The sequence below is a fragment of the Spirulina subsalsa FACHB-351 genome, assembly GCF_026130165.1.
GTDB classification, from domain to species: domain Bacteria; phylum Cyanobacteriota; class Cyanobacteriia; order Cyanobacteriales; family Spirulinaceae; genus Spirulina_A; species Spirulina_A subsalsa_A.
The window spans coordinates 1-11351 of sequence record NZ_JAIHOM010000144.1 but is presented as its reverse complement, the minus strand read 5'-3'; the positions used below and the strand labels follow the sequence as shown (position 1 = coordinate 11351).

The window sequence follows — 11351 nt, the reverse complement described above, 5'->3', positions numbered from 1 at the left end:
CAAAACATTAAACTCTTGGGGGCGTGTGTAACCCGTCCCGAAAGCACCAACCTGCTATCTTGTTCGCTACTAGATAGAGTATCAGGTTAGGGCTAAAGCTCCGTCCTTTAGGGCGGAGAAGGTTACCAAATCAAAGATTGAAGATTATGGTGGGAGAATCCCCGAAGGGAGCGGATGATGTTTGAACCATGGTTAATTTAACAATTCCCAATTTTGACAAGTTAAGCTTGTGTACCTTTTGTCAAGCCCCAGATATAGCGTTCGATAAAATAGAAAACACTATGTATGGCGTATTCAAGACCGCCTTTTCCCTATTCCCCAATCTGGTCAAAGCTAGAAGTCAAGGGGAAAATCAGCCACAATAAAGTTGAAGGACTAGAAGTCGAATTAAAGACCATGGCTCACTCTCAGAAAAGTATCAAAGACCATACCAGACAACGCACCCAGCCCAATCTAGATTCCGAGGCGATCGCACAACAGCTAGAGGATTTAATCAAACCTTGTGTCTATAGTCAACTAGCTTACTACCGCTCTTTCGGGATGCGGGAGAGAATTTTGAGCCTTCCCTTCATGATGGCGGTAGTGCTAACTATCTTGTGGAGACAAGTCCCCTCAGTACGAGAACTCCATCGGATGTTAGCCCGAGAAAATTTATTGTGGGTAAAAATCACCAAAGTCTCTCAACAAGCCCTCTCACAAAGATTGCTTACTTTCCCGGCCGAAATGTTTGAGCGAGTCCTTCAAGACCTTCTGCCTCAACTGCAAGAACGTTGGCAAAACAGACAGAAGCGACCCCATCCTGAGAGTGTCACTTGGGCGAAACAGCATTATGACCATCTGTGGATTGCAGATGCCTCCACCCTCGAAGCCTTGTTTCGTAAGCTCAAGAGCCTAGAAATAGTCCCCTGTGGTCAATTGGCGGGTCGTATTTGTACGGTGCTGGATTTAGAGACTCGTTTCCCGGTCAAAACGTGGTTTTCCGAAGAGCCTTACTACCATGAAACCCATTTTACGGATTTGTTGTTAGGCATTTTACCCAAGAAGACGTTACTGTTAATTGACCGAGGGTTCTGGAATTTTCGCTTTTTTGAGACAATAATAGAAGCTCAATCAGAATTGAAACAACTTTTCATACTCTGAAACGTTTATTGGGTTTGAGTTACTTGTGGACGGGTTCAATCAATGGCATTAAGTTGCAGTTATGGGCGACCTGGATATTTTATGTAGTGCTGATTGACTTGTCGGATGAAGTGGCTAATGAATTAGCGTTACCTTTGGAACGAATTTCTACAGAAATGGTGTTTCGAGGTTTGTATCATTTTACGGTAGCTTATAACCAAGGAAAAGCCTCAGACCCAGTGTCTTATTTTACGGCCCCAGAAAATCAAGATTTAGCTGTGGTTAAAGTCCTAGGTCCCAAGGGGAAAAAGCCTCCTCTTGATTTGTCCCCGTTTCCGGGCAAGAGGGGCTTGACTTCTGGGTTTCAGCCTTAACTTGTCAAGATTGAACAATTCCTAAAACTTTTAAACTAACTCACGAACAGTTTCGACAACTGGCGGAGGTGAATCGAGATTGGCGATTGGAAAGGACAGCGACGGGAGAATTAAGGGTGATGCCACCGACAGGCAGTAGTACGGGGAGTCGGAATTTAGAGATTGAAGGACAATTATGGTTCTGGAATCGTCAAACCCGGTTGGGGAAAGCGTTTAATTCTTCCACGGGATTTCATTTACCCAATGGGGCAGATCGTTTTCCGGATGCTGCTTGGGTGAGTTGGGAACGATGGAATGCACTTACACCAGAGGAACAAGAGGGGTTTGCGCCACTCTCGCCAGATTTTGTGGTGGAGTTCCGTTCTCCCTCTGATCCGTTGAAGCCGTTGCAGGAGAAAATGCGAGAATATCTGGACAATGGCACTCGTTTGGGGTTTTTAATTGACCGAAAGCGTAGGAGGGTGGAGGTTTATCGACTGAATCGAGAGGTGGAGGTGTTGGAGCGTCCGGATGGTTTATCCGGGGAGGATGTTTTGCCAGGGTTTGTTTTAGATTTGACCGAGATTTGGCAGTAAGCGAATTAGGATTTCCTGTCGAGTCACAGTTTTTTACGGAGATTGGTCACAAATGGCGAATCTTGGTGTATGGTACGGGATAACAATTTGTTAAGGAATTTTTAGAAGTGGGCTTTGATGGTCTTCGGATCTCAGTCCCTTCACCGCAGCCTTCTTGCCTTGAAATAAGGTGTTTTGCCAGATTTGAGGAGTCAATTCGGAGGTCGAAGTGCAGGATAGGTGTGTCCGAAATCGGAAACGGTCGAAGCGGCGGGCAATTTTTTGTCCGGAGCATGGGTGTTATTTGGATAGTGTGAGTCAGAAATATACCCTTTATACGGAGTCACCGGGGACGTTACAATCTCGGGGGATTAGTCGCTTATCGGCGTTGATGTTGGTGGCGAGTCATACGGCGGTGCCTTTGGTGGGAGAATGGCTGGAGGCGTTTTGGTGTAATGAGTGTCAGGAGACGCGCTGGTATTATGTCCGGAAGGTGGGCGAGCGGGTTTATGAGGTGCAGTTGGCCCCGAGGGAGTTGTGGATGCAAGCGACGGGGGTGATTAATCCGGAGGGGAATCCTTCGGTGGGGGAGTTTACGCGGCGGCAGGCACGGGCGGCTAATTCAGGGATTCGAGATTTTCGGCTGATGGTGTGATTGGTTTCCTCAGTTTTTTTCGGGTCAGCCTCGTGAGGATGTTACAAGGATTTGAGTCCTAGGGGAGATGCAGTAATGATTGGCGAGAATCTGTACGAAACGGATTTTTACACTTGGTCTGCTCAACAAGCTGAGTTCCTACGTGAGAGGAAATTTGACCAGGTGGATTGGTCAAATGTGATTGAGGAAATCGAAGATTTGGGTCGCAGTGAATATCGGGCATTGGTTTCTGCTCTAGAACAGTTAACGTTACATTTATTGAAGTGGCAGTATCAGCCACAATATCGTTCTCCGAGTTGGCGGTATTCCATTGATAAGCAACGCATTAAGATTGAGCGGATTTTGGAGGATAATCCAGGGTTAGTCTCTCGTCGGGAAGAAGTGATGGCGAAGGGGTATAAATATGGGCGCAAGGGGGCTAGTAAGGAGACTTTTCTGAAGGAAGATGTTTTTCCTGAAGTCTGTCCTTATAGTTGGGATGAGTTGTTAGATGAACAATTTTTTCCTGAGCTTTTTTAGCTTAAATGTCGAGACAAGCTTTACACAGTAAATACTATGCACAAATAAAAACGTTTCGGTGTGGGATAAATCTCGACCAACTAACCCTCATTCTATCTTGTCCAGATTTGAGAAATCGTTATAAGATCAGAGTCTATTATTATTTTAGATAATACAGCTTGTTTAGAGATAATTGAATTGGCTTTCTAAAACACTCTCCCCTAGTTAGGGCAGTGTTTTAGAGCGAGGACAATCTATTAAGTAACTTGCGAAAAAGCTGTAATAAATATTCAGTGCCGGAAAATCAAGTGAGTTATAAGCAAAAAATATTAGTTACTGGATCTGATGGGTTTATTGGCTCTCACCTAACAGAAGAATTGGTGAGGCAAGGTTATTCTGTAAAAGCTTTTGTTTTATATAATTCTTTTAATTCTTGGGGGTGGCTAGACCATGCTTCAAGAGAAATTTTAGACAACCTGGAAGTGTTTTCTGGCGATATTCGCGACCCCTATGGGGTCAAAGAAGCCATGAAAGAGTGTGATATTGTATTGCACCTGGCAGCATTAATTGCTATTCCTTATTCTTATCATTCGCCAGCTACTTATGTTGATACCAATATAAAAGGAACATTGAATGTAGTTCAGGCTGCTAGAGAACTAGGTGTGCAAAAAGTTGTACATACTTCCACCAGTGAAGTTTACGGTACTGCACAGTTCGTTCCCATTACAGAAACTCATCCCTTACAAGGTCAGTCTCCTTACTCCGCTAGTAAAATAGGGGCTGACCAAATCGCTATGTCTTTTTACCAGTCTTTCAATACTCCTGTTTCTATTATTCGTCCTTTCAACACCTATGGACCTCGACAGTCAGCGCGGGCTGTAATTCCTACGGTGATTACTCAGATTGCCAATGGAACACGGAAAATCAAGCTGGGTGCATTGCATCCCACTAGAGATTTTAATTATGTGAAAGATACAGTTCGGGGATTTATTGCCATAGCTGAGTCTGAAAAATCTATTGGCGAAGTGATTAATATTGGCAGTAATTTTGAAATTTCTATTGGTGATACGGTGCAGCTTATTGGAGAGGCAATGGGTGTAGAGATAGAAATAGAGACTGACGAGGTTCGTTTACGTCCTGAGAAAAGCGAAGTAAATCGTTTATGGGCAGATAATACCAAGGCAAAACAGCTTGTGGGATGGGAACCTTTATATGGTGGACGTGAAGGGTTTAAGCGGGGTTTGGCAGAAACGGCGGAATGGTTTATGAATCCAGCAAATTTGGCAGGATATAAAAGCGATCGCTACAACATTTAAGCATTTAAGTGGCATTGAAAGAGTGGATCAACTAGAACAGGATTTTTTACACGGACTGAAGACTGTCTTAGGACTGCCAAATCCTTTTGTGCCACTCCACGAACCTGAGTTTATGGGCAATGAGTGGGAATTGGTTAAAGATTGCCTTGATTCCACCTTTGTTTCATCCGTCGGTAAGTACGTCGATCACTTTGAAGTGATGCTGGCGGAATATACGGGGGCAAAGTATGTTGTAGCGGTGGTGAATGGCACGGCTGCCCTTCATATCGCTTTATTATTGGCAGGGGTGAGACCAGGGGATGAGGTATTAATTCCGGCTTTGTCTTTTGTGGCTACAGCAAATGCCGTGGCCCACTGTGGAGCAATTCCCCATTTTATCGATAGTGAATTTAAAACCTTGGGCATAGATCCTCATGCGTTGAGTGACTATCTCAAGCACTGTAGCTTATCTAGTTCAGAGGGATTAACGAATCGCTTCACAGGACGGCGGATCGCTGCGGTTGTGCCTATGCACACTTACGGTCATCCGGTAGACATGGTTTCTCTGCTGGATGTGGCGGATCGTTATGATTTGACGGTTGTGGAAGATGCAGCGGAGTCTTTAGACAGTCGATATCAGGGGCAACATACGGGAACTTTTGGGTTGTTGGGGACGTTGAGCTTTAATGGCAATAAGGTGATTACGACAGGGGGAGGGGGAGCAATTTTAACCAATGATGCAGAATTGGCTCGACAAGCTAAACATTGGACTACAACCGCTAAACAGCCCCACCGTTGGGAATTTTTCCATGATGCTGTTGCTTGGAATTATCGTTTGCCGAATTTGAATGCTGCTTTGGGATGCGCTCAGATGGAGCAGTTACCTGATTTTTTGCGCCGAAAACGGTTATTAGCCCAGCAATATGAGAAAGTCTTTAAAGATATTGACGGGATAGATTTTGTGGTTGAGCCTCCAAACAGCCAGAGTAATTATTGGTTAAATACTCTTAGGTTAAATCAACCAAGTTTTGAAATGCGCGATCGCCTTTTAACTGCTGCCAATGAGGTAGGTTATCAATGTCGTCCTACCTGGACTTTATTGCACAAGTTGCCTATGTATGCTGATTGTCCCCGCGCTCCCTTGCCTATTGCAGAGCAGTTGGAAGCGAGTTTAATTAATGTGCCAAGTAGTGCCAAGGTAGCGTTAGTTTGATGAATATCAGTTGAACAATAATTAATTATACTCAATAAGTCTGATGTGTGAAATGTTGAATCAATTTTCATGAAAAAAATCGCCATATCTCAATCTAACTATATTCCATGGAAAGGCTACTTTGATCTGATTAATTCTGTTGATGAATTCATTCTCTTTGATGATATGCAGTACACCCGAAGGGATTGGCGTAATCGTAATAAAATCAAAACAAATCAAGGATTAATTTGGCTAACTATTCCTGTGCAAGTTAAAGGGAAATATTTTCAAAAGATTAAAGATGTTCAAGTTGAAAACCAAAATTGGAGACAAGAGCATTGGAAGTCCATTATTCATAATTACTCTCGTGCTCGTTATTTTGTAGATTATAAGGAGATGTTTGAAAGTTTATACTTAAGTTTCGATACAACTAGATTGAGTCATATTAACTATCAATTTTTGGAAAGTATCTGTATGATTCTGGGTATTCAGACTAAAATATCTTGGTCTATGGATTATGCGTTGGTTGAAGGGAGAACAGAACGGTTAGTCTCGCTTTGTAAGCAAGCAGAAGCGACCGAGTATATATCAGGGCTATCAGCCCAAAGTTATCTTGATGAGGTATTATTCCAAGCAGAAAATATTCAATTGACTTATATGAATTATTCTGGGTATCCAGAGTATGAGCAGAGGTTTCCACCGTTCGAGCATGGAGTGAGTGTCCTTGACTTAATTTTCAATGAAGGAGAAAATGCCAAGAAATATATGAAAAGCTTTGGTTAAATATGGATCTTTCAATAGTGACAACTTTATACTATTCATCACCTTACATTACTGAGTTTTATCAACGAGTATCAGCAGAAGCTCAAAAACTGACTCAAAATTATGAAATTATTTTTGTCAATGATGGTTCTCCTGACGATTCTTTAGAAGTTGCGTTAGCTTTGTATAAACAAGATAAACAAGTGAAGATTATTGATTTATCTCGTAACTTTGGGCATCACAAAGCAATAATGACTGGTCTATCTTATGCTAAAGGAGAATTAGTATTTTTAATTGATTCTGATTTAGAAGAAGAACCAGAATTTTTGAGTCTTTTTTATGAAAAATATCAAGAAAAAGCTAATATCGATGTTGTTTATGGTGTTCAAAGAAAACGCAAAGGAAATTTCTTTGAAAGAATTACAGGATGGTTTTATTTTAAACTATTTAATTTATTGTCTACTCATCCCATCCCTACTAACTTAATAACTGCTAGATTAATGAGTCAAAGATATGTGAAAGCTTTAGTTAGTCATCAAGAACGAGAAATCAATTTTTCTGGACTTGCTGCCATAACAGGTTTTAATCAGATACCTATGGTTATAGTGAAGCATTTTAAAGGCAAGTCAACTTATAACTTTAACAAAAAAATTTCTATAGTAGTTAATGGAATAACTTCATTTAGTAATAAACCACTAAAAATTGTTTTTTACCTAGGTTTTTTCATTTCATTTCTATCAAGTCTAGCAGCTATCAGTTTAGTCGTTCGTAAAATTCTTTTTAACTCTATCCTCGCCGGATGGTCTTCTCTTATTGTCTCAGTTTGGTTGTTAGGAGGATTGACTATTTTTTGTTTAGGTTTAATTGGTCTGTACATTGCGAAAGTTTTCTCAGAAACTAAACAGCGTCCTTACACAATAGTTAGAAATATTTATGAGTATCCAAATTTCAATTCCAATGAACCAGTCCAACAATGACATGAGTTTTTTGAAAATCCTTGATAGCGTTAATCAATACTATACAGATAAAATTGTAACTTATGGTGCTACTGCTAGAGGTGTTGATTGGAACTCCGAAGAATCCCAAATACTTAGGTTTAAACAATTACTAAAGGTCTGTAATCATGATGATAATTTTTCTTTGATAGATTATGGATGCGGTTATGGAGCTTTATTGAGTTTTATAATCAGCGAAAATTATCGGTGTAAATACTTTGGGTATGATATATGTGATTCAATGATTAAATCGGCTAAACTTCTTTATGAAAATTCTAGAAATGCCTTCTTTTTTAATGAAAAATCATCTCTACAAATTGCTGATTTTAGTTTAGCGAGTGGGGTATTTAATGTTAAACAAGAAATAAATGTTCAAGACTGGGAAAATTATATTTTTAAAACCCTCAAAGAACTCTCTTTGTTGAGCATAAGAGGTTTTGCTTTTAATATGTTAACTCAATATTCAGACTTTGATAAAATGCGATCCTATTTATACTATGCTGATCCCTGTTTTTTCTTTGATTTTTGCAAAAAACATTTTTCAAAGAATGTGGCTCTTTTGCATGACTATGATCTGTATGAATTTACAATCATTGTTCGGAAATAGCTTCTTAATATGAAGAATGTGATATGAATAAGCAATCTTTAATTATTTTTGGTACTGGCAATATTGCTCAGGTTGCACATTTTTATTTAACGCATGATAGCAATTATGAAGTTGTGGCATTTACTGTAGATGAAGCCTATCTTTCTTTCAAAGAATTTTGCAATTTACCTGTAATACCCTTTGAAAAAGTAGAGGAGTTATATCCACCTAAAGATATTCAAATGTTAGTTGCACTGAGTTATACCCAAGGCAACAAAATTAGAACGGAAAAGTGTAAAGCATCTAAAGAAAAAGGCTATCATCTAATTAGCTATGTTAGCTCTAAAGCAACTACTTGGTCAGATTTATCAATTGGTGAGAATTGTTTTATTTTAGAAGACAATACAATTCAACCTTTTGTTGAAATTGGTAATAATGTAACTCTTTGGAGTGGTAATCATATTGGACATCATTCAAAAATAGGAGATAACTGCTTTATTTCTTCCCATGTGGTGATTTCTGGTGGAGTTGAGGTAGGTAACAACTGTTTTATTGGAGTTAATGCAACATTAAGAGATCATATCAAGATTGGTAAAGACTCTGTGATTGGTGCTGGAGCTTTAATTCTTGCTGATGTAGAACCTGAAGGAGTTTACATGGGTAAAGCAACCGAGCGATCAAAAGTGCCTAGTAGGAGACTACGAGGAATATGAAAACTAGGTGGAAAAAACTGGGACTTTTATATACACATTTGGGCAAAAATAGACACTCTAAGCTTATCTCTCACACAGCTAACCCCGTACCAATACAAATTGAGGGTAATGTATATCGGATTTTCTTTAGTGGTAGAGATAACAAGAATCGCTCATCAATTGGTGCTGTTGACATTGATATCGAAAAACGCCAAGTTCTACAAGAATACATCCAACCCTTATTTCTTCATGGTTTGGAAGATAGTTTCTATCCAGATGGTGTGAGTCTTGGGAACTGCTATGAAGTTGATGGTGTCAATTATATGCTTTTTATGGGCTGGCAAAATCATAAAAATAGTCACTGGCGAGGAGATATAGGCAGACTGATTGTAAAGCCAGATATCATGACATTGGAAATAGATAGTAAAACTCCTTTATTGGGTTCAAACCCCATTGATCCTGTAAGTCTATCCTATCCTTGGGTTCTGAAAGATAACCAAGAGTATAAGATGTGGTATGGTTCAACTATCACTTGGGATGCGGGAAATGGGGAAATGCTACATACTATTAATTATGCGTCTTCTATTGATGGTCACAACTGGCATCGTCAGGGATTAGCACTTCCTTACGAACTTGGTAAGGCACAAGCATTCTCCAGACCAACTGTAATTGGAAATGAAACAGAAGGTTATGCGATGTGGTTTTCCTATCGAGGTGGTAATGGAGATAAATATAAAATAGGTTTCGCTTATAGTGAAGATGGTTATACATGGAATTTAGATTTAGATTCTGCTGGCATTAACGTTTCTGATCAAGGTTGGGATTCGGAAATGATTGAATATCCGTTTGTCTTTAATCATGATGGAAATATTTATATGCTGTACAACGGTAATGGTTATGGTAAAACAGGTTTCGGGCTTGCAATTTGTGAGGAATGTGTCTAAGTTCAATATTTATACTGAAGGAAGACTTAAGTAATTTCGTAATTTGTAGTAATTTCTTGTTTTATGAGCCATATTTATGTTTTACTAACTATTTTGTTTACAGTGTATGGACAAATCATAATCAAGTGGCAAGTGAGTAATGCTGGTGTTTTTCCTCAAGACAACTCTGAAAAGATATATTTTATTATCAAACTATTATCGAATCCTTGGGTGATAAGTAGTTTTATGGCGGCTTTCTTAGCTGCTATTTCTTGGATGGCAGCCATGACAAAATTGCCCCTAAGTTATGCTTATCCATTTACAAGCTCATCTTTTGTTTTGGTTTTATTTTTAAGCGCAATTTTTTTTAGAGAACCTATTACTTTATCAAAGAGTGCTGGATTACTGTTGATAATATTAGGAATTATCATTGGAAGTACGCGATGAAAACCTGTAACAACTGTCATTATCAGTTTTCTAGCAAGAATTGGACTTGTCCTGCTTGTGGTTATGCACCTTCATATTTAGAAGGTTATCTGAGCTTTGCTCCAGAACTCGCTGCTATGAGTGAAGGATTTGAAGCTAAGTTTTTTCCACAACTGGCAAAACTAGAATCAAAAAACTTTTGGTTTCGTTCTAGAAATCATCTGATAATTCATACAATAAAGCACTATTTTCCAAAAGCACAAAGTTTTTTGGAAATTGGATGTGGTACTGGATTTGTGTTACAAGCGATTGAACGAAAAATTCCTTATCTTACTTTATTTGGGAGTGAAATCTTTTGCACAGGTTTAGAATTTGCATCTAAACGCTTACACAAAACCACATTGTTGCAGATGGATGCCTGTAAAATACCATTTTTTCAAGAGTTTGATCTGATTGGAGCATTTGATGTGCTGGAACACATCAGACACGATCAAGAAGCATTAAAACAAATATATCAAGCTACGAAACCGCGAGGAGGAATCATTCTTACCGTTCCTCAACATCCTTGGCTCTGGAGTCAAGCTGATGATTACGCCCACCATTTTCGGCGCTATTGTGCAATAGAACTTCACCAAAAAGTAGAAAATGCAGGATTCCAAGTCATAGCTAAAACATCATTTGTATCACTTATCCTTCCCTTGATGCTTATTTCTCGCTGGCGATATCGCACTTCAAAAGTAAACTATAATCCACTCTCTGAACTTGAAATCAATCCATTAATTAACACAGTATTAGAAAGTCTTCTTAATGTTGAAAGAAGTCTCCTAAACCTTGGAGTTTCTTTGCCTGTAGGGGGTTCTCTCTTATTAGTAGCTCAAAAATCTTAAATGTAGGCATAAAGAAACATAATTTATTAGGATAAGTAGTGATAAAATTTTTACGTTCTTTTCTAGCTATTTCATGGCTTTACACATTGTTTGGCTGGATTCTTGGAGCTTCATACTCTCGTAATGAATTTGTTAAAAAATATGTTGCAGCAAAGCCAGGTGATAAAATTCTTGACATTGGTTGTGGACCAGGAGACATTATTCCTTATCTACCCAGAGGGGTAAATTATACAGGATTTGACGTTAGCACAAAATATATTAAAACGCAGAAGTGTTGAATGTTAGAAAAAAAATTGACAAAAAGCTCCTACTTCGGTAAAATAGGAGCTTGTTTTTAAAAAAAAATCAATAATTTGATTCTATCCAACTTCCCTCAAATTGTCAAAAAATGCC

Annotated in this window: 15 protein-coding genes; all 15 read left to right on the top strand. The window is 39.1% G+C overall.

Annotated features, from left to right (window positions below; all coding sequences use genetic code 11):
• Nucleotides 1-396: 396 nt before the first annotated feature.
• A complete protein-coding gene (locus K4A83_RS19895) occupies nucleotides 397-1140 on the top strand; it encodes a hypothetical protein (protein ID WP_265266431.1) in 744 nt (247 codons plus the stop codon).
• An 8-nt stretch (nucleotides 1141-1148) separates the two neighbouring features.
• A complete protein-coding gene (locus K4A83_RS19890; protein ID WP_265266430.1) occupies nucleotides 1149-1493 on the top strand; it encodes a hypothetical protein in 345 nt (114 codons plus the stop codon).
• Nucleotides 1494-1510: 17 nt separating this feature from the next.
• Nucleotides 1511-2068 (top strand): Uma2 family endonuclease, encoded by a 558-nt coding sequence (locus K4A83_RS19885; RefSeq protein WP_265266433.1) that lies wholly within the window; start codon nucleotides 1511-1513, stop codon nucleotides 2066-2068.
• 292 nt (nucleotides 2069-2360) lie between these two features.
• Nucleotides 2361-2702 carry a hypothetical protein gene (locus K4A83_RS19880; RefSeq protein ID WP_265266429.1) on the top strand — a complete coding sequence of 114 codons (342 nt, stop codon included), beginning with the start codon at nucleotides 2361-2363 and terminating at the stop codon, nucleotides 2700-2702.
• Nucleotides 2703-2777: 75 nt separating this feature from the next.
• Nucleotides 2778-3221, top strand: coding sequence for a DUF29 domain-containing protein (locus tag K4A83_RS19875; protein ID WP_265266427.1), 444 nt, complete (start codon nucleotides 2778-2780; stop codon nucleotides 3219-3221).
• Between the two features lie 272 nt (nucleotides 3222-3493).
• Nucleotides 3494-4516 carry an NAD-dependent 4,6-dehydratase LegB gene (locus K4A83_RS19870; RefSeq protein ID WP_265266426.1) on the top strand — a complete coding sequence of 341 codons (1023 nt, stop codon included), beginning with the start codon at nucleotides 3494-3496 and terminating at the stop codon, nucleotides 4514-4516.
• Nucleotides 4517-4538: 22 nt separating this feature from the next.
• Complete coding sequence (locus K4A83_RS19865) at nucleotides 4539-5708, top strand: LegC family aminotransferase (protein ID WP_265266425.1); 1170 nt, start codon at nucleotides 4539-4541, stop codon at nucleotides 5706-5708.
• A gap of 69 nt (nucleotides 5709-5777) precedes the next feature.
• Nucleotides 5778-6470 (top strand): WbqC family protein, encoded by a 693-nt coding sequence (locus tag K4A83_RS19860; RefSeq protein WP_265266424.1) that lies wholly within the window; start codon nucleotides 5778-5780, stop codon nucleotides 6468-6470.
• A gap of 17 nt (nucleotides 6471-6487) precedes the next feature.
• A complete protein-coding gene (locus K4A83_RS19855; RefSeq protein ID WP_265266423.1) occupies nucleotides 6488-7426 on the top strand; it encodes a glycosyltransferase family 2 protein in 939 nt (312 codons plus the stop codon).
• Complete coding sequence (locus K4A83_RS19850) at nucleotides 7383-8051, top strand: class I SAM-dependent methyltransferase (RefSeq protein ID WP_265266422.1); 669 nt, start codon at nucleotides 7383-7385, stop codon at nucleotides 8049-8051. The genes K4A83_RS19855 and K4A83_RS19850 overlap by 44 nt, the downstream gene beginning before the upstream one ends.
• Nucleotides 8052-8074: 23 nt before the next feature.
• Entirely contained in the window at nucleotides 8075-8743 is a 669-nt protein-coding gene (locus tag K4A83_RS19845) for an acetyltransferase (protein ID WP_265266421.1), read from the top strand.
• A complete protein-coding gene (locus K4A83_RS19840; protein ID WP_265266420.1) occupies nucleotides 8740-9666 on the top strand; it encodes a glycoside hydrolase family protein in 927 nt (308 codons plus the stop codon). Before K4A83_RS19845 ends, K4A83_RS19840 begins: the two co-directional genes overlap by 4 nt.
• 63 nt (nucleotides 9667-9729) lie before the next feature.
• Nucleotides 9730-10092, top strand: a complete 363-nt coding sequence (locus K4A83_RS19835) for an EamA family transporter (protein ID WP_265266419.1) — start codon at nucleotides 9730-9732, stop codon at nucleotides 10090-10092.
• Complete coding sequence (locus tag K4A83_RS19830) at nucleotides 10089-10958, top strand: class I SAM-dependent methyltransferase (protein ID WP_265266418.1); 870 nt, start codon at nucleotides 10089-10091, stop codon at nucleotides 10956-10958. The genes K4A83_RS19835 and K4A83_RS19830 overlap by 4 nt, the downstream gene beginning before the upstream one ends.
• Nucleotides 10959-10996: 38 nt before the next feature.
• Nucleotides 10997-11236 carry a class I SAM-dependent methyltransferase gene (locus K4A83_RS19825; protein WP_265266417.1) on the top strand — a complete coding sequence of 80 codons (240 nt, stop codon included), beginning with the start codon at nucleotides 10997-10999 and terminating at the stop codon, nucleotides 11234-11236.
• Nucleotides 11237-11351 lie beyond the last annotated feature (115 nt).

What these genes read in the sequence shown, in the direction of transcription:
- K4A83_RS19860 (WP_265266424.1), top strand. Translation starts at nt 5,778, where the DNA reads ATGAAAAAAATCGCCATATCTCAATCTAACTATATTCCATGGAAAGGC.
- K4A83_RS19875 (WP_265266427.1), top strand. Translation starts at nt 2,778, where the DNA reads ATGATTGGCGAGAATCTGTACGAAACGGATTTTTACACTTGGTCTGCT.
- K4A83_RS19840 (WP_265266420.1), top strand. Translation starts at nt 8,740, where the DNA reads ATGAAAACTAGGTGGAAAAAACTGGGACTTTTATATACACATTTGGGC.
- K4A83_RS19895 (WP_265266431.1), top strand. Translation starts at nt 397, where the DNA reads ATGGCTCACTCTCAGAAAAGTATCAAAGACCATACCAGACAACGCACC.
- K4A83_RS19845 (WP_265266421.1), top strand. Translation starts at nt 8,075, where the DNA reads ATGAATAAGCAATCTTTAATTATTTTTGGTACTGGCAATATTGCTCAG.
- K4A83_RS19835 (WP_265266419.1), top strand. Translation starts at nt 9,730, where the DNA reads ATGAGCCATATTTATGTTTTACTAACTATTTTGTTTACAGTGTATGGA.
- K4A83_RS19850 (WP_265266422.1), top strand. Translation starts at nt 7,383, where the DNA reads ATGAGTATCCAAATTTCAATTCCAATGAACCAGTCCAACAATGACATG.
- K4A83_RS19830 (WP_265266418.1), top strand. Translation starts at nt 10,089, where the DNA reads ATGAAAACCTGTAACAACTGTCATTATCAGTTTTCTAGCAAGAATTGG.